The 19,208-nt window shown below is 62.5% G+C and carries 17 protein-coding genes and 1 riboswitch; of the genes, 5 read left to right on the top strand and 12 right to left on the bottom strand.

What is annotated here, in order from left to right; genetic code table 11:
- Nucleotides 1–104: 104 nt before the first annotated feature.
- The 7 genes from AC3RCM_RS04310 to AC3RCM_RS04280 all read right to left on the bottom strand — a co-directional run bounded on the left by AC3RCM_RS04310 (nt 105) and on the right by AC3RCM_RS04280 (nt 11,875).
- On the bottom strand, nt 105–749 hold the full coding sequence (locus AC3RCM_RS04310; protein WP_064492551.1) for an MBL fold metallo-hydrolase: 645 nt from the start codon (nt 747–749) through the stop codon (nt 105–107).
- Nucleotides 750–1,083: 334 nt separating this feature from the next.
- On the bottom strand, nt 1,084–1,776 hold the full coding sequence (locus tag AC3RCM_RS04305) for a sensor histidine kinase (protein ID WP_003247329.1): 693 nt from the start codon (nt 1,774–1,776) through the stop codon (nt 1,084–1,086).
- The gene (locus AC3RCM_RS04300) at nt 1,773–3,380 is read right to left on the bottom strand and encodes a tetratricopeptide repeat-containing response regulator (RefSeq protein ID WP_003247330.1); all 1,608 of its coding nucleotides are present in this window, start codon (nt 3,378–3,380) and stop codon (nt 1,773–1,775) included. The genes AC3RCM_RS04305 and AC3RCM_RS04300 overlap by 4 nt, the downstream gene beginning before the upstream one ends.
- Before the next feature lie 159 nt (nt 3,381–3,539).
- Nucleotides 3,540–6,257 carry a winged helix-turn-helix domain-containing protein gene (locus AC3RCM_RS04295; RefSeq protein WP_492629389.1) on the bottom strand — a complete coding sequence of 906 codons (2,718 nt, stop codon included), beginning with the start codon at nt 6,255–6,257 and terminating at the stop codon, nt 3,540–3,542.
- A 327-nt stretch (nt 6,258–6,584) separates the two neighbouring features.
- Nucleotides 6,585–7,949 carry a DUF1329 domain-containing protein gene (locus tag AC3RCM_RS04290; RefSeq protein ID WP_010952007.1) on the bottom strand — a complete coding sequence of 455 codons (1,365 nt, stop codon included), beginning with the start codon at nt 7,947–7,949 and terminating at the stop codon, nt 6,585–6,587.
- Between the two features lie 25 nt (nt 7,950–7,974).
- On the bottom strand, nt 7,975–9,861 hold the full coding sequence (locus AC3RCM_RS04285; protein ID WP_064490772.1) for a DUF1302 domain-containing protein: 1,887 nt from the start codon (nt 9,859–9,861) through the stop codon (nt 7,975–7,977).
- A 331-nt stretch (nt 9,862–10,192) separates the two neighbouring features.
- On the bottom strand, nt 10,193–11,875 hold the full coding sequence (locus AC3RCM_RS04280; RefSeq protein WP_010952004.1) for a fatty acid--CoA ligase: 1,683 nt from the start codon (nt 11,873–11,875) through the stop codon (nt 10,193–10,195).
- A gap of 293 nt (nt 11,876–12,168) precedes the next feature.
- Between AC3RCM_RS04280 and AC3RCM_RS04275 the strand changes: the two genes are divergently transcribed.
- From AC3RCM_RS04275 to AC3RCM_RS04265, 3 genes are all read left to right on the top strand, one after another.
- A complete protein-coding gene (locus AC3RCM_RS04275; RefSeq protein WP_010952003.1) occupies nt 12,169–13,134 on the top strand; it encodes a 2-hydroxyacid dehydrogenase in 966 nt (321 codons plus the stop codon).
- Between the two features lie 54 nt (nt 13,135–13,188).
- Nucleotides 13,189–14,187 carry a methyltransferase gene (locus AC3RCM_RS04270; protein WP_198747997.1) on the top strand — a complete coding sequence of 333 codons (999 nt, stop codon included), beginning with the start codon at nt 13,189–13,191 and terminating at the stop codon, nt 14,185–14,187.
- 40 nt (nt 14,188–14,227) lie between these two features.
- A riboswitch (yybP-ykoY riboswitch) is annotated at nt 14,228–14,368 on the top strand.
- 87 nt (nt 14,369–14,455) lie between these two features.
- Nucleotides 14,456–15,040: a TMEM165/GDT1 family protein gene (locus AC3RCM_RS04265; protein WP_003247342.1), complete on the top strand. Its 585-nt coding sequence runs from the start codon at nt 14,456–14,458 to the stop codon at nt 15,038–15,040.
- Nucleotides 15,041–15,083: 43 nt separating this feature from the next.
- Here the strand turns inward: AC3RCM_RS04265 and AC3RCM_RS04260 are convergent, their stop codons facing one another.
- From AC3RCM_RS04260 to AC3RCM_RS04245, 4 genes are all read right to left on the bottom strand, one after another.
- A complete protein-coding gene (locus AC3RCM_RS04260) occupies nt 15,084–15,902 on the bottom strand; it encodes a M48 family metallopeptidase (RefSeq protein ID WP_020192885.1) in 819 nt (272 codons plus the stop codon).
- 227 nt (nt 15,903–16,129) lie between these two features.
- Nucleotides 16,130–16,750: an SOS response-associated peptidase gene (locus AC3RCM_RS04255; RefSeq protein WP_064490774.1), complete on the bottom strand. Its 621-nt coding sequence runs from the start codon at nt 16,748–16,750 to the stop codon at nt 16,130–16,132.
- 15 nt (nt 16,751–16,765) lie between these two features.
- Nucleotides 16,766–17,026 (bottom strand): putative signal transducing protein, encoded by a 261-nt coding sequence (locus AC3RCM_RS04250; RefSeq protein WP_020192887.1) that lies wholly within the window; start codon nt 17,024–17,026, stop codon nt 16,766–16,768.
- Nucleotides 17,026–17,211 carry a CPXCG motif-containing cysteine-rich protein gene (locus tag AC3RCM_RS04245; protein ID WP_010951999.1) on the bottom strand — a complete coding sequence of 62 codons (186 nt, stop codon included), beginning with the start codon at nt 17,209–17,211 and terminating at the stop codon, nt 17,026–17,028. Before AC3RCM_RS04245 ends, AC3RCM_RS04250 begins: the two co-directional genes overlap by 1 nt.
- A gap of 122 nt (nt 17,212–17,333) precedes the next feature.
- Between AC3RCM_RS04245 and AC3RCM_RS04240 the strand changes: the two genes are divergently transcribed.
- A complete protein-coding gene (locus AC3RCM_RS04240) occupies nt 17,334–18,503 on the top strand; it encodes a 1-acyl-sn-glycerol-3-phosphate acyltransferase (RefSeq protein ID WP_014589682.1) in 1,170 nt (389 codons plus the stop codon).
- Between the two features lie 35 nt (nt 18,504–18,538).
- Here the strand turns inward: AC3RCM_RS04240 and AC3RCM_RS04235 are convergent, their stop codons facing one another.
- A complete protein-coding gene (locus AC3RCM_RS04235) occupies nt 18,539–18,799 on the bottom strand; it encodes a hypothetical protein (protein ID WP_064490775.1) in 261 nt (86 codons plus the stop codon).
- 160 nt (nt 18,800–18,959) lie between these two features.
- Here AC3RCM_RS04235 and AC3RCM_RS04230 point away from each other — a divergent pair, with 160 nt between their 5' ends.
- Nucleotides 18,960–19,166: a hypothetical protein gene (locus tag AC3RCM_RS04230; protein WP_003247353.1), complete on the top strand. Its 207-nt coding sequence runs from the start codon at nt 18,960–18,962 to the stop codon at nt 19,164–19,166.
- Nucleotides 19,167–19,208 lie beyond the last annotated feature (42 nt).

Below are 19,208 nucleotides of genomic sequence, written 5' to 3'. Positions count from 1 at the left end.
AGCTCCTACTGAAATTCATAAATGCGGCAGATCCCAAGGGGTTCTATGCCAGCCTTGGAACGCATCGGCAACGAAAAATTCCATGAAAGTGCCTTCATGTGCCATCAGGCCCGCACGAATGGGTTTTCACGCATCTCGTCGCCCAAACGGGTGTCGGGCCCGTGGCCGGTCACCACGACGGCCTCTTCGTCCAGCCGGTACAGCCGCTCCTTGATGGAACGCACGATTGCCCGCTGGTCGCCACCCCATAAATCGGTGCGGCCAATACCCCGGCGGAACAGGGTGTCACCGGCAATCAACAACTTGGCGTCGGCGAACCAGAAGCTCATCGAGCCCGGGGTATGGCCTGGCGTATGCAACGCCACACCGCAGCCGCAGGCCAGTTCTTCGTCATCGCCCAGCCAGCGGTCCGGTGCCGGTACCGGCGTGTAGGGTACGCCGAACATCTGGCACTGCATCTCAAGGTTGTCCCACAGCATCTGGTCGTCCTTGTGCAGGTGCAGCGTGGCACCCGTCAGCTCCTTGAGCTTGCCTGAGGCGAGGAAGTGGTCGAAGTGCGCATGGGTGTGGATGATGCTCACCAGCGTCAGGCCGTGGACCTGCAGGCGGGCAAGAATCTTGTCCACATCACCACCCGGGTCCACGACAATGGCTTTCTTGGTCAGGGGGTCGCCGATCAGCGTGCAGTTGCACTGCAAGGGGCCGACAGGGAAGGTTTCGCGGATGAGAGCAGGCGGGGCTTGGGTCATGGTGTTCTCGCAGGTGAAGCTGGGTTCTGCTGGGAGCCTGACAGGAAAATGGGGTGGGTGCACGAGGTTCATGTCTTGAGCGAAGTGGCGCCTGTGAGATCGAGCGCCGCCCGCGTGGTGCATCGCGAGCAAGCTCGCTCCTACATTTGTTTCGGGCCAGTTATTCCTGAGGCGGAGGTGCGCGCCACCTTGGTGCCCACCTCGATATTGCGTGGAACAAACAAGGCGGTCGCGCGCGAGGGTGCAGGCAATACTGGCCCGAAACAAATGTAGGAGCGAGCTTGCTCGCGATGCGCCGCGCGGGCGGCGCTCGATCGCCCAGGCACCCAATACCTCAAGGCAAAAACAACCTGAACAACCCACCCCCAAGCGCCCCGCCGTTGGAGATCTCGATCCGCCCGCGCACCCCGCCGCTTTCATGCAACGCGGCGATCCGCGCCGCAAAATACAGCCCAAGGCCGGTACTGCCGCTGGTCGAGTCGATGCCCTGGATGTACTCCTCCTGGCGCTCAAGCATGTGCTTTGGATAACCCGGGCCGTCATCATTGACGCAAATGGCCAACTGGTTATCGGCCTCTTCGATGGTGATCAGCAAGGCGTGCCCGGCAAAGCGGGTGGCGTTGGTGATGACGTTGGAGATCACCGAGGCCACCAGTTCGCGGTCGAAGAAACCCAGCGGGTTGTCGGTGTCGATACGCCAGGTGGCGAGAATGTCGTTGTGCTTGAGTACTTCCTCGTGCGCCGCCAGCTGGGCTTCGATGAAATCATCCAGCTCATGGTAATCCGGGCATACCGGCAACTGGTTCACACCCAGTTTGTACAAGCCCAGCAACTGCACCAGCATGCCGTTGAGGTGACGAAATTCATGCTCCATGATCCCCTGTTCAGCACCGCCGCGCAGTTCCTCGGGCAAGCGTTCCACCCACTGGCTGTGGGACTGGATCAGCGCCGACAACGAACTTTTGAGGTCGTGCACGGTGGAGGCGATCACCGTGGAAAAATCCAGCCCCTGATTGTCTTGATTCATGCGCCGAACACTCGGATGTGCAGTTTGCGGTAACGGTCATAGCGATTGTCGCTGGCAGGGATCCCGGCCACGCTGGTCAAAGCGTCGCGGCACTCCTGCATGATCGCAGGCTGAGGGTTGTCACCGCCGATGCGCAGCAGCGCCTGGGCGGTGTTGAGGGCGATGCTGATGTTCTTCGGCTGTAAACCCAATGCCTTTCGGAACAGTTGCAACGCCTCGCCAAGCTGCCCTCCCTGGTAACTGCGCACACCCTGCCGGTTGAGGGTGACCGCTTCGGTAATGGCGTTGAGCACGCTGGGGTCATCCGTCAGCTTGCCCACTTTCTCCATGACCTTGGGGTCATCGCCATAACTTTCCACACAGTTCTTCAGCACGCCGATGGCGGCGGCTTCCTGCCCCATCGCCTGCAATTGCGCAGCGACAGTCAGGGCCGAATCGACCGAGAAGAACTGGTTCATCTTGTCCAGGCGCTGAATCGCCTGTTCTGTCAACTTGCCGGCCGTTTCCGGGTCGCCGGCCTGCTGCAGGCTGGCAGCCTTCATCATCCGCGCACGCACCTGCAAGCCTTGGTCCTCGGGGTTTTCCTTGGCCACTTCGCTGAGCGTGGTGTTGATCTCGACCCGGGTACGGGCGTCCAGGCCGAAGCCTGCATTCTTGCTCATCAACGCCTGCACCAGGCCAAGGTTGTTTTCGGCATCCTTGTAGCGCGAACTCTGCCCCTGGTTCACCGCATGACGGAACGCCTTCGATGCGCTCTCGAAGTCTTCGTTCTCCAGCGCCAGCTTGCCCAGCGTCGACTGCCGACGCACCGACAAAGGCGACAGGCGCACGGCTTCTTCAAGCAAGTTCTGCGCGCGCCGGGTATCCCCCTGAGCCACCAGCACCTCGGCCATGCCATCGTAAAGGCCTGGCATGATCGGGAACGCCTTGAGCGCCTGCTCGTATACACCCTGGGCCTGAGCATTCTGACCACGCTTGTGCATCAGTGCGCCCAATGCAGCATATACCCACGGCTGCGGACGGCTGGCCAGGATGGCCTTGAGGAATTTTTCCAGTTCCTCGAAACGGTTGAGGTTGCGCAGGGCATCGGCCCGGTAGCGCAAGCACAAGGGTGCCAGGCGCGGATCCTTCTTGCACAGCTCGGCGCAGGCCGCCAGTACTTCGGCCGGACGGTTGCGGTCCAGCGCCTGCAGGATCGGCTTCAGCAACGTCTTGCGCTGGAACAGTTTCTCGACGCGCTGGGCCAGGCCAACCCGGTTGAACGGTTTGGTCAGGTAGGCATCGGGCTCGTGCTCGATGGCGCTGAGAACAATCGCCTGACTGCTCTCGGCAGTGACCATGATGAACACGCACTCATGGCTGATGTGCTTGTCGATGATCAGGTCTTCAAGCACCTGCTGCCCGTTCTTCTTGCCATCACCCAGATGGAAGTCCTGCAGGATGAAGTCATAGCGCTTCTGCGCGCACATGCGCAGCGCCTGCTCGCCGCTGTCAGCGGTGTCCACGTCGCGCACGCCCAACTCGCGCAACATGGAACGGGTCGACGTACGAAAGTCGGTAAAGTCGTCGACGATCAGAAAGCTCTTTTGCCCGTACTGCAGCATCAACACGACCTGCCTTGGAATGATTGAAAAATCGCGCGAGGCGATGCCACCGATAGCTGTATCGGCAGCTGGTCGGGAAAGATGAGGGTAGAGCATTGTCGGCCAGAAAATATGGCGTCAGGCCATCACTTTAACGAGCAATGACCTACAGGGCCAGTATCACGCCAGCAACCCCAGGGATTTGGCCTTGGCCACCGCCTGGGTGCGCCGCTCCACGCCCAACTTGCTGTTGATGTGGCTGGCGTGGGTCTTCACCGTGTGCAGGGAAATGAACAGCCGTTCGCTGATCTGCTGATTGGAGCAACCTTGGGCAATCAGTTCGAGCACGGCCATTTCGCGGCCACTCAGCGCTTCGCCGTTGCCCGTACTGGCGATTGACACTGGCGGCAGGTGCTTGAGCAGTTCCGCCTGAACCGGGCAAGCGGCACCTGCCTGCAGTTGTTCATGAAGCCATTGCGGGTGTTTTTCCAGCAGTGGCTGCATCGGCTGCATCACACCGCCATGCGCCGCTTCCAGCAAGCTTGGCAGCAACTGCGCGGCCTGCCCTTCCTTGCCTTCGTCCAACAGCAGGGAAAGCCATTGGCTCTGGGCGCTGACGGCGAGCATCATGCCGCCACTGTCCTGGCCGCGCTTTACCAGGCATGCCAGGCGTTGCACGGCATCGTCGCTACGCAACTGGATGCGATCGAGCGCTGCCTGCTGCAACGCAATGTGCAACGGCAGCAGCGGATGGAACTCCGGTGCCGCCGCCGGCTGCTCGCCGCCATAGGTCTGGCCCAGGCGCTGCAGCCAGGACTCCGCCAGATCGGTACGCCCCTGGGCCAGCCACAGTTCGCATTTGACCAGGGTAATCATGGCCAGGTAGTAGACCGGGGGCACATCCCAGATGTGCATCAAGCGCTCTGCCTCGGCCAGTTCGGCAAAGGCCTCGGCAAAGTGACCTTCCCGGCCATCGAGCGTGGCAATCACGCAATGACCGATGAGCACACTGATGTCCCGGCACGCTCGCGCCTCGCCCAGCCCCGCGCGCAAACGCGCGCGGCCCTGCGCCGGCTGCAGACGCGAGACCAGCAGGTAACCTTCGTAAAGCGTCAGCCGCGCACGCACGGCATACAGCCGCTGCGCCGAAAGCCCTTGCAGACGTTGCAGCCCTTGGCGCACTTCGTCCAGCGCACGCAGCACCTCGCCACGGGCATGCAGCACCCGCGCCCGATCGTAATGCGCCAGCGCCTCGAACAAGGGGTTACCGACCCGCTGGGCCAGCTCCAGGGCCTCGCGGTTCCAGCCTCGGGCCCGCCAGAAGTCACCATCGGCAATGGCCAGGTTGGACAGCGTCGACAAACACACCAGCCGCTGGCCATAGCGCTTGCTCGGCAGGCTCTGCAGCGCTTCGCCGCAATAGGCCAGGGTGCGCTCGCGGTCGCCACGGCCACGGGCAATGACCCCACTGAGTGCCAGCCATTGGGCCAGCATCGACTTTTGTGCGGTCGCCGAAGGCGCGGGCAGAAAGCGACTGAGGTAGCCAGCCAGTTCCTCGGCAGCATCCAGCTGGCAAGCCAGCCCCAACGCCCAGCTGTACAGCACGATCAGCCGCGGCGTGCTGATCAACAGACTGTCGGGCAGGTCCATCTTCCAGCGCAGCAACATGCCGACATTCTGCTCGGCCAGCAGTTGCTCCTCGGACAGACTTTGCACCAGGTCGGCGGCAACATCGAGGTGGCCGGCACGCAAAGCCTGCTCCACCGCCTCGTCCAGCAGGTCTTGAGCTTCAAACCAGCGGCAGGCCCGCAAATGCAGAGCGACCTGCGATTCGCTCGCCTGGCGGCTGCGCAGCAGGTCGGAGAACAAATGGTGATAGCGGAACCAGTGGCCATGCTCGTCCAGCGGCACAAGGAACACCTGATGCGCCTGCAGGAAGCTCAGGACGGCGGCGCTGTCGTGGCGGCCACGCATCGCATCGCAAAGCGGAGCGCAGAAACGCTCCTGGCAGGCGGTTTCGTCCAGGAAGGCCTGCACGTCCGCAGGTAGCCTGTCGATGACTTCTTCAAGCAGGTAGTCGCGGATCAGGCCCTCGCCACCATGCAGCGCCTGGGGCAAGGCTTGCTCGTCGGCGCTGTCGCTGGCCGCCAGTTGCCAGAAACGCAACCCGGCCACCCAGCCGTCGCTGCGCTGGATCAGGTTGTCCAGTGCCTGGCCGCGCAGGCCGGTAGGCTGGCGACCGATCACCGCCAGCGACTCATCCGCGGTGAGGCGCAGGTCCTGTTCGTTAAGCTCGACCAACTGCCGGGACAGGCGCAGGCGCGCCAGGTGCCAGTCTGGCCGCTGGCGGCTGGTCACCAGCAACACCAGGCCGGGGGGCAGGTGATTGAGGAAGAACTGCAGGCAACGGTCGAGCACCGGCCCCTGGGCCAGGTGATAGTCGTCCAGCACCAGCAGCAGCGGCGTATCAGCCTGCAGGTACAGCGCCAGCTCGTCGAGCAGGCCGTCAAGCCACTCTTCAAAGGCAAACGGCTGGTGGCGCTGGCGCATTTTCAGCAGGCCCATGGCCTGGCCGCCCAGTGCCGGGCAGTATTGCTGCAGGCCTTCAAGCAAGCGCTCAAGGAAGCGGCCAGGGTCAGCGTCCCGCTGGCTCAGGCCAAGCCACAGGCTGCGCCAGTGCTCGGGCAGTGTTTCGCAAAACTCGATGGCCAGGGAGCTTTTGCCGAAACCCGCCGGCGCATTGACCAGCAGCAGCCGCCCGCCCAAACCGGCTTCCAGCCGCTGGCACAAACGCAGGCGCGGCACATGGCCGTCCGGCAGCGGTGGCCGGAAGAAACGCCCGTCCCGCAGGCCAAGGGCCTGACTTGCGAATCCATGGGTACGGGACAGATCTGTCATGGCCGGCTCGTTCTGGTTGGAAGACAACGGCGGTATGGATGTTTGCGAGACTAGCCGTTAACGCTGCGCATTTGAAGATGATGGGCGCAATAGGCGCGGAAAAGACTGCGACAAAAAGCAACATGGCTGATGGACAGGGGCTGGGGCAGGGGTTTGGAGAGGTATTCAGGAGGTTTATTGCCTTGCCCGGCCTCTTCGCGGGTGAACCCGCTCCTACCGCGGAACCTGTAGGAACGGGTTCACCCGCGAAGAGGCCGGTTCAGGAAATAGAAACGCCCCGGCGAGCCGGGGCGTTCTGGGGATCACACGGCGTTCAGTGATTTCAGCTTAGCGAATACCCGACTGACGCAGCGCTGCGGGCTGGAAATCGGCCTTGCTGGCACTGAAGCCGAAGTCGTAGGCACGCTTCTCTTCGTTCTTCATCCCAAGGGCCAGGTAACGACCGGACTGCAGGTCGTAGATGGCTTCCAGGGTGTACCAAGGCACTTCCACGTTGTAATAAGGCTGAGCATGAGCCTCGGACACGCGCCACAGTTGGCCACGGCCGTCGTACTGGTCGATCACCGCAGCCTGCCAGGTGTCCTCGTCGATGTAGAAATCACGCTTGGCGTAGATGTGCCGCTGGCCTGGCTTGAGGGTTGCAACTACGTGCCAGACGCGGCGCAGCTCGTAACGGGCCAGATCCTGGTTGATGTGCCCGGCCTTGATGATGTCGGCGTACTTCAGCTTGGGGTCATCCAGCTTGAAGGCGTTGGAGGCGATGTACAGTTCCTTCTTGCCTTCCAGCTTCCAGTCATAACGGTCCGGTGCACCGTTGAACATGTCCAGGTTGTCCGACGTACGCAGGCCGTCGGCGGCGGTACCTGGGCCGTCATACGACACTTGCGGTGCCTGGCGCACACGGCGTTGGCCGGCGTTGTAGATCCACGCCTTGCGCGGCTCCTTCACCTGGTCGAGGGTTTCGTGCACCAGCAGCACAGTCCCGGCCAGGCGCGCAGGCGCAGTAACTTCCTGCTTGAAGTAGAACAGGATGTTGCCTGGGTTGTTCGGGTCGTAGTCCTTCATCTTGTCGCGGAAGACGAACTGGTCGGAGAAGTATACGGGGTTGAACGAGCCATTCTGCTGCGGCGTGGCCTGGGTCACCAGGCGGCTGACACTGCCGCCGCGGTAGCGGGTGATGTGGTTCCAGATCACCTCAAGGCCGCTTTTCGGGATCGGGAACGGCACCGCCGTGCGGAAGTTGCTCAGGCCGTTGCCGCCTTCCACCAGGGTGGTTTTGGTGGCGTTTTCCTTGATGGCAGCGAACACATCGGCCGGGACGGTTGCGCCGCGATGGGTCTTGAACACCGGGATCTTGTAGGTGTTCGGGTAGCGTTTGAACATGGCCAACTGGCCGGGCGAGAGTTTGTCCTTGTACTGGTCGGCATTCTGCGCAGTGATGGTGAACAGCGGTTTTTCACTGCCGTACGGGTCGGACAGGAAGCCCTTGCCGTCGACGCTGCCTGCGGTCTTCGACAGCGGCTCCCACGGGCCGATGGAGCCGTCGGCGTTGCCGGCCTTCTCGGCACCCATCGGGGTCAGGGTGCTGCCCAGCTTGGCCGCCTCGTCGGCGGATACCGCAGCCATGACGCTGGTCGCCAGCAGGGACAGGCCCAGCACACCGGCTTGCAGCAGACTTCTGGTCTTGTTCATGTCGTGTCGTCCTGGATCTGTATGCTTAGAAGTTCACGCCGAAGCTGAGGGCGACGAAGTCGCGGTCATCCACGGTGCTGTACTTGCCGTCGAAGAAGTTGGTGTACGACAGGCTCGCCGTATAGGTGTTCTGGTACTCGGCGTCCAGGCCCAGGCTGACAGCCTTGCGGCCTTCCTCGAAGTTGGCGCCAGGGCCAGGCGAATAACCGGACACGTCATGCGACCAGGCCACGCTCGGCTTCAGGTTGATACCCGCGAATACGTCGTTGTAGTCCCAGATGACACGGCCGCGGTAACCCCAGGAAGTGCTGGTGGTGTAGCCGTCGTTCTCGCATTTGCGGTTCAGGTTGGCGGTGGACGCCCCCGCACCGGCGCCGGCGATGGTGCTGCCATTGAGCGCCTGGCAGGTATCGGCGCCACCGGTGGATGGCAACGGACCTGGGCCGAACACCGGGTCGCGACCGTAGCGGGTATCGTGGGCATTCTCCAGGCCGCCGACATGGGTAACACCCACTTCACCGACTACAGTCATCCGGCTGGCACCCATCACCTGGTCGAAGAAATGGGTCAGGGTGGTCTGGAACTGGGTGATCTCCTTACGGCGATACCCATGCAGGTCTTGCCCCGGCGTACCGGTCAGCAACGATGCGTTGCTCAACGCGCCGCCAATTGGACGGACACCGGCGAACAGGATATCCGTGGTATTGAGCTGCACTGGCGCATTGGGGCGGTAGCTGACTTCGCCGCTCCAGGCGGTGCCAGTGGGTAACGTGGTGGAGAAACTCAAGCCATAAAGGCGGATGTCCTCGGGGTATTCCACAAAGTACTCGGAATTACCCGCCACGATCAGAGGCGCCAATGCGCGCAGCTGCGCAGGCAGGGCGCTCAGCCCGGCGAACACGGACGGCGGGGCCCCTGTGGCACTGAAGATGGGTGCACGGCTATGGTAATTCATGAAGTAGGCGCCGAACTCCGTGTCCAACGGCTCGAACATATAGCGCATGGCCACACCGAACTGGCCGCTGTCACGCGCATCGCGGTCGGCACCACGGCGCACCATCACACCCTCTTCGTTGATGTCCACGCCCCGCGTGGCGAGGAACTGCTGGGCAGCGCCCGGCACCGTGCGGCTGCTATTGAGCACGCGCAAGTTGTCGGTACAGCCGTCGGCGATGATGTCCGGCTGGGAGAAGAAGGTGCCGCAGTTGTCGACGACCGTCTGGTCCCATTCGAGCTGGTAGAAGGCCTCGGCCGACAGGTTGTCGGTCAGGCTCTGCGAGATGTAGAACATGTTGACCGGAATCAGGCCTTCCTTGATCTCGGCCCCGGGACGGCGGAACGCCGACACGTCGATGGGGTTGATCGAGTTGATGCCGCCGCCGATGAAGGTACTTTCGCCCCAGCTCACTACCTGCTTGCCAAAACGCACCGAGCCAGGCTGATCGCCGATGGAGTAGTTGTGGTAGACAAAGGCGTCGAGCAGCTCGGCCCCGGACGACTTGGCGCCTTCCTTGCGGTTGGAGTCGCTGATGTCCTTGAACTCGCGGTTTTCGTCCTTCAGTTCGAAGTCGTACCAGTACTTGCCGCGCACGAACACACCGGTGTCGCCGTACTTGAGCTCCAGGTCATGAATGCCCTTGAAGATCTTGGAGAAAGTTTCGCCCTTCTTGAAGTTCAGGTGGCCATCGTCGGATGTCTGTGACAGGCCCTTGCCGCCGTTGTTCACCCCTATCAGGTTCTTGTTGGGGTTGGCCGTCGACCAGCTGGCGCCGATGGAGAGCGACGAGTCGAACTGGCCTTCGATTTCACCAATGTTGAAACTGACAGCGAAAGCAGGACTTGCGAGCGTGGAAGCAAGGCTGACGGCCAAGGGCAGCTTGGCCCGGCGCCAGAACAGGTTTGCAGATTTCATCGACGCTACTCCATGTACTTTTTTGTTATGGCAGTGAGTCCTTTCAAGAACGGCCCGAGCGACCGGATTGCAGGCTTGCACCTGCGGCGACACAGCTTGCGCATGTCGCCCTCCCCCATTCCTGAAAATCCCCTGGCCCCGACTATAGCCAGCAGGCACAGGCGCTTGATCCCTCTAAAGTGTGATTTGCGCTACATGCCACCAACTCGCTGCAGTTTTGCTTCGGTTGCGGGCTGGTAGTGCTCAAGGATGGCGCATTTCTGTCGTTTGGCAAGGCGGCGGGCTCTCTAGCATGCGGGTCACGCTCTGACGTGCGCGACCCGCACAAGGGTTACAACGTGGAAAGGAACGCGCTGTTGCTGGCCTGCCACTGGACGATGTCCTGGCGAATGCGTTTCTTGTCGAGCTTGCCGACACTGGTCTTGGGAATTTCAGTAACAAGGGCGATCTGGCTTGGAATCGCCCACTTGTTGATATGACCTTGCTCGACGAATGGCTTGAGGTGTTCCTTCAGCGCCTTGGCGTCGATATCGTGGCCGTCACGTGCCACCAGCAGGGCAAACGGGCGCTCACCCCACTGCGGGTCGGCCACCCCCACCACCGCCACTTCGCGCACGGCCGGGTGGCGACTGATCAGGTCTTCCAGGTCGAGCGAGGAAACCCACTCGCCACCGGTCTTGATCACATCCTTGATGCGGTCGCGGATGTCGATGTAGCCCATGCCGTCGAGGGTGGCGACGTCACCGGTGTGCAGCCAGCCGCCCTGCCACAGCTCCTCGCTCTTCTCCGGTTCCTTGAAGTAGCCCATGGTCAGCCACGGCGCACGCAGTACCAGCTCGCCCTGGGTTTCACCATCGGCGGGCAGGAAGTTGCCTTCGCCGTCGACGATGGCCGCTTCGACCAACGGCACCGGCACACCGGCCTTGATACGGTAAGTGACGCGCTCATCCTCGCTGCCGGCCTGCAGTTCATCGTTCAGGTGTGCCGCGGAGATCAGCGGGCAGGTTTCCGACATGCCATACGCGGCGGTCAGCTGGATGCCGCGCGCCAGGGCGGCCTGGTACAGCGAACGGTTGAGCGAGCTGCCGCCGATGATGATCTTCCAGCCGCCGAAGTCCTGCCCCTGGGCGTTCGGGCAGTTGAGCAGCATCTGCAGGATGGTCGGTACGCAGTGGGAGAAGGTGACCTTCTCTTCACGCCAAAGCTTGACCAGCATGTCCGGCTCGTAGCGCCCTGGGTACACCTGCTTCATGCCGAGCATGGTGGCAGCGTAGGGGATGCCCCAGGCATGCACGTGGAACATCGGGGTGATGGGCATGTAAACGTCGTTGCTGCCCAGCAGGCGCACGCTGTCGATACTGCCGGTGACCGAGGCCTCGGCCAGGGTGTGCAGCACCAGCTGGCGGTGACTGAAATACACGCCCTTGGGGTTACCGGTGGTGCCAGTGGTGTAGAAGGTAGTGGCCACCGAGTTCTCGTCGAAATCCGGGAAGTCGTAGCGCGGGCTGGCAGCAGCCAGCAGCTGCTCATACTCGCCGACCAGACCGGGCAGTTCGGCAGTCTTGTCCGGGCCATCGGTCAGCAGCAGGGTCTTGTCGACAGTGGTCAGCTGCCCGGCGATGGCCTGGTACAGGCCGACGAAGTCGCTGTTGACCAGCACCACGCGGTCTTCGGCATGGTTCATGGTGTAGAGGATCTGTTCGGGCGACAGGCGCACATTGATGGTGTGCACCACAGCGCCGATCATCGGGATGGCGAACATGCATTCCAGGTAGCGATGGCTGTCCCAGTCCATCACCGCCACGGTGTCACCGGCCTTGACCCCGGCCTCGGTCAGCACATTGGCCAGGCGGGCAATGCGCTCGTTGAGCTGTGGATACGTCAGCCGCATCTGGTCGCGGTAGACGATTTCGCGGGTCTTTTCATAGCGGCTGCCGGACATCAGCAGGCGCTTGATCAGCAATGGATAGGCATAGGCGCCCTCGGCGGGCTTGATGATGCGTGTCTGCAACATGGGGATCCCTTTTCTGAAAAGCGGGCCGGACAAGTCTGGGTTTACTGTAGTTCGCCAATGTGACGGCCAAATCAGCCGAAGGAATGATTTGCGCGGCAGAGGTATGAGTGGCGGGCGTTGACGGGCAGCAAGGTTGAGCTAGACACTGCGGCGGCGGCTTCAGGTTTGCGCCGAAGCCGAGGGCCTCTTCGCCGGCAAGCCCGCTCCTGCAAGGGTTGTGGTGACCTTGTGGGCGCGGGCATGCCCGCAAATGGCCACTATGCCCTTATCCCTCCCTGCCACCGGAGATCTTCATGCCCAGCCCGCGTCGCGCCGTGTTTCTCGATCACCAGTCCCTGGACCTTGGCGACCTCGACCTTTCGCCCCTGAAGCAGCAGTTCGACCAGTTCGAACTGTTCGCCGCCACCCGCCCGGAACAGGTCGCGGAACGCTTGCAGGGCGCCGTGGCAGTGGTCAGCAACAAGGTCATGCTCGACGCCGCAACCCTGGCCGCCAACCCGCAACTGAAGCTGATCCTGGTGGCCGCCACCGGCACCAACAATGTCGACCTGGCCGCCGCTCGCGCCCAGGGCATCACCGTGTGCAACTGCCAGGGCTACGGCACGCCGTCTGTCGCCCAGCATACCCTGGCCCTGCTGTTGGCCCTGGCCACTCGGCTGTGCGACTACAACCAGGCGGTGGCCGATGGCCAGTGGGCCAAGGCCAGCCAGTTCTGCCTGCTGGACTTTCCTATCGTCGAACTGGAGGGCAAAACCCTCGGCCTGCTCGGCCACGGCGAACTGGGCGGCGCAGTGGCGAGGCTGGCCGAAGCCTTCGGTATGCGTGTACTGAGCGGGCAGATCCCTGGCCGCCCGGAGCGCGCCGACCGGCTGCCGCTGGACGAGTTGCTGCCGCAAGTCGATGCCCTGACCCTGCACTGCCCACTGAACGAGCACACCCGGCATATGCTCGGTGCCCGCGAACTGGCCCTGCTCAAGCCCAACGCGCTGGTGGTCAACACCGCCCGTGGCGGCCTGATCGACGAACAGGCGTTGGCCGATGCCCTGCGCGGTGGTCACCTGGGCGGCGCGGCGACCGACGTGCTGAGCGTGGAGCCGCCGGTCAACGGCAACCCGCTGCTGGAGCCCGGCATCCCGCGCCTGATCATCACCCCGCACAGCGCCTGGGGTGCCGTGGAGTCGCGCCAGCGCATCGTCGGCCAGCTCAGCGAGAACGCCCAGGCCTTCTTCGCCGGGCAGCCACGCCGCGTGGTCAGCTGAGCCAGGCGCCCGCCTCTGCTACACTGCGCCACTTTTTTCCAGGAGACGTCGTCCATGGACCCGCGCAGTGAAGTGTTGCTCCGTCAGGCAGAGCTGTTTCAGGGGCCGCTGCTGATTGCCGGCGCCCCCGCCGACGACCTGCTCGGCCAGTTGCCTAAGGCCCAGGCCTGGACCTGGCATGCCGGCGATCAGGCCATGCTCGAAAGCCGCTTCGCAGGCCGCAGCCATTACGGCGTCGAGGCCCCTGAAGCAGCATTCGACAGCGCCGTGCTGTTTCTGCCCAAATCCCGCGAGCTGGCCGCCTATCTGCTCAACGCCCTGGCATCGCGCCTGGCTGGCCGCGAGCTGTACCTGGTCGGCGAGAAGCGCGGTGGCATCGAGGGCGCGGCCAAGCAGCTGCAGGCCTTTGGCAAGCCACGCAAACTCGACAGCGCCCGGCACTGCCAGCTGTGGCAAGTGACCATCGACCAGGCACCGCAGGCAAAATCGCTGGAAAGCCTGGCCGAGCGCTTCGAGCTGGCCCTCGAAGACGGCCCGTTGCAGGTGGTCAGCCTGCCTGGGGTATTCAGCCATGGCCGACTCGACCGAGGTACGGCCCTGCTCCTGAAGCATCTTGACGGACTGCCCGGTGGCCACATGCTGGACTTTGGCTGCGGTGCCGGGGTACTGGGTGCCACGCTCAAACGCCGTTACCCACAAAGCCGGGTGACCTTGCTGGACGTGGATGCCTTCGCCGTGGCCGCCAGCCGCCTGACACTGGCTGCGAACGGCCTGGAAGGCGAAGTGATCAGCGGCGATGGCATCGACGCCGCCCCTACCGAACTGAGCCTTATCCTGAGCAACCCGCCATTCCACACCGGCGTTCATACCAACTATCAGGCTTCGGAAAACTTGCTGAAAAAATCGGCCGTTCATCTGCGAAAAGGTGGCGAAATGCGCTTGGTCGCCAACAGTTTCCTGCGCTACCAGCCACTGATCGAAGGGGCATTGGGCAACTGCCAGGTACGTGACGAGGCCGACGGTTTCCGCATCTACCAGGCAACTCGCGGATAAAAAACAGCGCTTGCCGAAAGCGTTTTGCCTAGGCAGAATCCGCACCGTCCTAGGGGAGTAGTCTCCCGCGAGCACCCAGCTCGCCCGGTACGCGTCAACATACTTGGTCCACAGACCATGGCGCGTGCGACCCACCATGCACGCCTGCATGGCGAGATCCGCATAGACGGATCGAGGGTTTGACAAGACCTATGACACGCACACCTTACCCGGGGCGGGGAGGCTGTACGTGTCATAGCCGTGTCGACCCGCCCCCGTAGGAATCCTGATGCTGGAATCACTGTTGGTCCCCACCGCTATCGTTGCCTTGGCCGAGATCGGCGACAAGACGCAACTGCTCGCACTCATTCTCGCTGCCCGCTTCCGCAAACCCTGGCCGATCATCGCCGGCATCATCGCCGCCACCTTGGCCAACCATGCCGCAGCCGGTGCCGTGGGGGCGTGGGTCGGCAGCTTCTTCAGCGATTCGGCCCTGCACTGGATCCTGGCTGCGAGCTTTACGGCCACCGCACTGTGGACGCTGGTACCGGACAAGATGGATGACGACGAGAACCCGGCTCGCCGTTTCGGGCCATTCCTGACGACACTGATTGCGTTCTTCCTAGCCGAAATCGGTGACAAGACCCAGGTCGCTACCGTGATGCTGGCGGCGCAGTATCCGCACCTGATCATGGTCATTATCGGCACTACCCTGGGTATGCTGATTGCCAACGTGCCGGTGGTACTGGCGGGTAACTTCGCGGCTGACAAACTGCCGTTGACGCTGATTCGCCGCCTGGCGGCAACGGCGTTCTTCGTACTGGCGATCGTGGCCGTCTATTCGGCAATGAAGGCCAGTGGCTGGATTGGGTAAAGGGCACATCAGGGGCTGCCATGCAGCCCCTGGATTCAGGCATTTACGGCTTGGCTGCAGCCTGATACAGCGGCATCACCTTCGGAATCGCCGCCTGCAGCGAAGCAATGCGGCTCGCGGACGCCGGGTGAGTACTCATGAACTCAGGCGGTGCACCTTCGGAAGCCTTGCTCATCTTGTTCCACAGGGTGATCGCGGCATTCGGGTCGTAGCCGGCACGGGCCGACAGCTCCAGGCCAATCAGGTCGGCTTCGTTTTCGTTGGCCCGGCTGTTGGGCAAGGTCATGGCGTAGTTCACCACCGTGTCGGCCATGGCCATGCTGCTCTGGCCGAGGCCGAAGATGGCACCGGCACCCTGGCGAGCCATTTCCACACCGTATGCCTTGGACATGGCCTCGCGGCTATGCTCGCGCAAGGCGTGGGCAATCTCGTGCCCCACCACTGCGGCAATTTCCGCATCGGTGAGTTTGAGCTGATCGATCAGCCCGGTGTAGACGATGATCTTGCCGCCCGGGCCGCAGTTGGCGTTCAGTTCGTCACTCTTGATCACGTTGACTTCCCAGTCCCACTGCGCGGCATCCGGGCGGAATTTGGGCGCCTGGGCGATCAGGCGGCTGGCAATTGCCTGCACACGCTTGGCATCGGCGCTGGACTTGTCGAGCACACCCTTGCTCGATGCTTCACCCAGGGTCTGCTGATACGACTGCGCGTACATCTGGTTGACCTCATCGGTCGAGAGCATGCTGAACATGTACTGCTGGCGCTCGACGCCAACAGCACCGCCGCTGGTGGTATTCACAGCCTGGCAGCCGGCCAACAGAATGCCAGCGCTCAGCAGGCTGACGACAAAAGACTTACGCATGAAAACACTCCCTATCCACATGCGCCGTATCCTAGGCCGAGTCGCCAGTGGCTGCCATAGCCGCAGGGAAGATTTTCGTCGCCTGATCCGGCCTCTTCGCGGGCAAGCCCGCTCCTACAGGGGTAACACGACCGTGGGTATGAGCAGGCTTGCCCGCTCCTATAGCAGGGGTAACACGATCATTGTAGGAGCGGGCTTGCCCGCGAAAGGGCCGACACAGCCCCCCATCAAGCAGGGGTAAGACACTCCGGCGCATCCAGCTTCGGGTCATTGACGAAATTGGCCAAGGCCCGCTCACGCAGCGTCGCCGGTGGGCTGGCCAGCAGCTCGTGCAAGCGGGTAATCGGCGTGTCCGGGTCAAGCCAGGCCGCCTGCCCCGCTTCGTCGAGGATGAGCGGCCGACGCTGATTCATGGCCGCCTGGGTCACCACCGCGCAACTCAGCCATACCTGGTCCTGCACCGGATAGGCCTCCCATACCGCCGCAAAGTACAGCGACGCGCCCTCCCCCGGGGTCAACCAGTACGGGCGTTTGCGCACGCTGCCACGCCATTCGTAAAAGCCGTTGGCCGGCATCAGGCAGCGACGCTGACGAAATGCATCGCGAAACATCGGTTGTTCGGCCAGCGTTTCGGCGCGGGCATGGGCAGGGGTGCGGGACAGGTCGGTGAGCCAGGCCGGGGTCAACCCCCAGCGCGCCTTGGCCAGTTGCTGCTGGCCGTCAAGCTGACGCTGGATCAGCACCGACGCCCCAGGCGATATATTCCATTGGGCCGGCTGGCCGACGGGAAAGCCCGGCAGACTGGCAAGGGCCTGGGGCCAGCGAAACAGGGCATAACGTCCACACATGGGCGAATTCAGAACCTAGCAGATCAAGGTACCGGGGACATTCTCCGGTTCGTCGCCAACCAGTGGCTGGGCATCATTGTACGCATCGATCAGCTGCCGTGCGCATTCGGCCTGCTCATCAGCCACGACGAGCCCCAGCAGGCCCTGCAAGGGCAGCTCGCCAGCGGCACCGACCAGGTCACGGCCGACCACGTGTACATCGATCCCCTCGCTGGCAAGCATGCCTGCCAGCATTTGCGCCTCGAGCAGGCTTTCCGGTTCGTAGATACGCTGCATCAGGTGTCGTCCTCGCGGCGGACTTCAAGCATCCATTCGTCACCATGCACCTGCAGAATGCACACCACAGGCTGGCAGCACACTTGGCAATCCTCGGTATAAACCTGGTCGCCCGCAGACAGATCGACGGTAGTTTCCACACGTTCGCCACAATAAGGGCAATCATAGAAGTCGGTTTCCAGCATCGCGGCCTCCGCAGTGACTTATGCGTATAATTGCCGGTCTGTTTACAGGGTCTGTGTGCGTCCGAGCCGTTTTTCGGAGCCCGTCCCTACCTTATTACCCTAGCCGTTTCCAACAAGAGAGCATGATGGGCGAATTCGATGCCATCCGACCGTACGACGACGCTGAGGTCCCTGCCGTTCTGGCACGCCTGCTCAGCGACCCGGCATTCCTCGATATCCTCACCCACTTCCGCTTTCCACGGGCGGCCGGCGCTCTCGGCTGGTTGCTCAAGCCCTTGATCGCACGCCGCCTGCGCAAGGAATTCGCCGGTGTTACCTGTGTCTCGACCTTGCAGGACAAAGTCGAGTACTACGTCGACCAGACCATCGATCGCGCCACCGACGGCGTCACCTACTCGGGAGTGGAACAGCTCAAGGCCGGCACCGCCTACCTGTTCCTGGCCAACCACCGTGACATCGTCATGGACCCGGCCTTCGTCAACTATGCGGTGTACCACGCCGGCCTGCCCACGCCGCGCATCGCCATTGGCGACAATTTGCTGCAAAAGCCCTTTGTCAGCGACATGATGCGCCTGAACAAGAGCTTCATCGTGCACCGTTCGATCAGCGGGCGGCGCGAAAAACTGGCTGCTTACCAACTGCTGTCGGCTTACATCAACCACTCGATCCGCAACGATGCCACCTCGATCTGGATCGCCCAGGCCGAAGGTCGGGCCAAGGACGGTGACGACCGTACCGACTCGGCGATCCTCAAGATGTTCCACATGAGCCGCAAGGACGAACCGTTCGGTGCAGTGATCCAGAGCCTGAACCTGACCCCGGTGTCGATCAGCTACGAATACGACCCGTGCGACCAGGCCAAGGCCCGCGAGCTGTACATCCGCGCCACAACCGGCACCTACAAGAAGGCGCCGGGCGAAGATGACAACAGCATTGCCAAAGGCATTACCGGCTACAAGGGCCGAGTCCACATCAACTTCGCGCCGCCGGTAACCGAGTACCACGAAGACACAAAACAGCTGGCGGCAGAGATTGACCGACAGATTCTGGGGGGTTACCGACTGTTCCCGGTGCATTACCTGGCATATGCGATGTGGGAGGGCAAGGACGAAGCCCTGCAAGTGCCAAGCGCCGAGAAGGTGTTCCCGGCGGATGAGCTGGCCAAGGCCAAGGAAGAATGGCAACGGCGCCTGGATGCCTGCCCGCAAGAGCAGCGGCCATACCTGGTGTTGCAGTATGCGACGCCGGTGCGCAACCAGTATCAGGTCAGGCAGCAGGCACCTGTAGCCTGATCAGGTTTGGGGCTGCGTTGCAGCCCCGATGGTTCTCAGACCCAGGTGCTGAACCAGGACAGCAGCAGCGCCATCGCCAGGCACGAAAAGCCCAGAATGTAGAAGTATTTCGGCACCCGAAGGTCGAAAGCGTCCACTACCCCGTCGTCTACTGCCATGTACTCGCGGGTTTCGGCCTCGCGCCGCCGCGCACTGTGCAGCAGCAAACCGCCCGGGCAGGTCAGCAGCAACGCCAGCAGGTTGATCAGCTTGGTGGGATGGGCGGCCAGGAACCCCCAGAGCACTTGCAAGGACATCACGCAACCTCGGTGTGAGCAGTGGCAAAGGCCAGCATTCTACCCAAGTCGCACCGTGGCGCCCGGCCTTGGCGACAAACTGTCGTTAAATTTCATCTGTCATCCGCTCGTCATCCATTCAGGCGACCCTGTCGACCTTTTGATGACCCGGAGCTTTTTCATGTTGCACGCCGAAAACCAGGACCGCCTCTACCTCGTTGCCCAGAGCGATGAACAACAGGCGCTGATCGATGGTTTTGCCATCAACGTGCAGGACCGCCAGTGGCTGGTCTACTGTGCGCTTGGTGGGCATGTGCATGAGGACTTGCCCGAAGTGGATGCCGGCACTGGGTTCAGCTTGCTGGATTTCCACATAGAAGCGGCGTAGATCTGTACCGGCCAGACAACAAAAAACCCGCTGCCTGTCACT

The sequence above is a fragment of the Pseudomonas sp. GW823-FHT05G12 genome, from assembly GCF_058795575.1.
The sequence above is the reverse complement of the archived record's forward strand: the minus strand, read 5'-3'. Positions and strand labels throughout refer to the sequence as shown.

What these genes read in the sequence shown, in the direction of transcription:
- AC3RCM_RS04295 (WP_492629389.1), bottom strand. Translation starts at nt 6,257, where the DNA reads ATGACAGATCTGTCCCGTACCCATGGATTCGCAAGTCAGGCCCTTGGC.
- AC3RCM_RS04285 (WP_064490772.1), bottom strand. Translation starts at nt 9,861, where the DNA reads ATGAAATCTGCAAACCTGTTCTGGCGCCGGGCCAAGCTGCCCTTGGCC.
- AC3RCM_RS04305 (WP_003247329.1), bottom strand. Translation starts at nt 1,776, where the DNA reads ATGAATCAAGACAATCAGGGGCTGGATTTTTCCACGGTGATCGCCTCC.
- AC3RCM_RS04235 (WP_064490775.1), bottom strand. Translation starts at nt 18,799, where the DNA reads ATGTCCTTGCAAGTGCTCTGGGGGTTCCTGGCCGCCCATCCCACCAAG.
- AC3RCM_RS04265 (WP_003247342.1), top strand. Translation starts at nt 14,456, where the DNA reads ATGCTGGAATCACTGTTGGTCCCCACCGCTATCGTTGCCTTGGCCGAG.
- AC3RCM_RS04240 (WP_014589682.1), top strand. Translation starts at nt 17,334, where the DNA reads ATGATGGGCGAATTCGATGCCATCCGACCGTACGACGACGCTGAGGTC.
- AC3RCM_RS04275 (WP_010952003.1), top strand. Translation starts at nt 12,169, where the DNA reads ATGCCCAGCCCGCGTCGCGCCGTGTTTCTCGATCACCAGTCCCTGGAC.
- AC3RCM_RS04230 (WP_003247353.1), top strand. Translation starts at nt 18,960, where the DNA reads ATGTTGCACGCCGAAAACCAGGACCGCCTCTACCTCGTTGCCCAGAGC.
- AC3RCM_RS04290 (WP_010952007.1), bottom strand. Translation starts at nt 7,949, where the DNA reads ATGAACAAGACCAGAAGTCTGCTGCAAGCCGGTGTGCTGGGCCTGTCC.
- AC3RCM_RS04280 (WP_010952004.1), bottom strand. Translation starts at nt 11,875, where the DNA reads ATGTTGCAGACACGCATCATCAAGCCCGCCGAGGGCGCCTATGCCTAT.
- AC3RCM_RS04245 (WP_010951999.1), bottom strand. Translation starts at nt 17,211, where the DNA reads ATGCTGGAAACCGACTTCTATGATTGCCCTTATTGTGGCGAACGTGTG.
- AC3RCM_RS04255 (WP_064490774.1), bottom strand. Translation starts at nt 16,750, where the DNA reads ATGTGTGGACGTTATGCCCTGTTTCGCTGGCCCCAGGCCCTTGCCAGT.
- AC3RCM_RS04310 (WP_064492551.1), bottom strand. Translation starts at nt 749, where the DNA reads ATGACCCAAGCCCCGCCTGCTCTCATCCGCGAAACCTTCCCTGTCGGC.
- AC3RCM_RS04300 (WP_003247330.1), bottom strand. Translation starts at nt 3,380, where the DNA reads ATGCTGCAGTACGGGCAAAAGAGCTTTCTGATCGTCGACGACTTTACC.
- AC3RCM_RS04260 (WP_020192885.1), bottom strand. Translation starts at nt 15,902, where the DNA reads ATGCGTAAGTCTTTTGTCGTCAGCCTGCTGAGCGCTGGCATTCTGTTG.
- AC3RCM_RS04270 (WP_198747997.1), top strand. Translation starts at nt 13,189, where the DNA reads ATGGACCCGCGCAGTGAAGTGTTGCTCCGTCAGGCAGAGCTGTTTCAG.
- AC3RCM_RS04250 (WP_020192887.1), bottom strand. Translation starts at nt 17,026, where the DNA reads ATGCAGCGTATCTACGAACCGGAAAGCCTGCTCGAGGCGCAAATGCTG.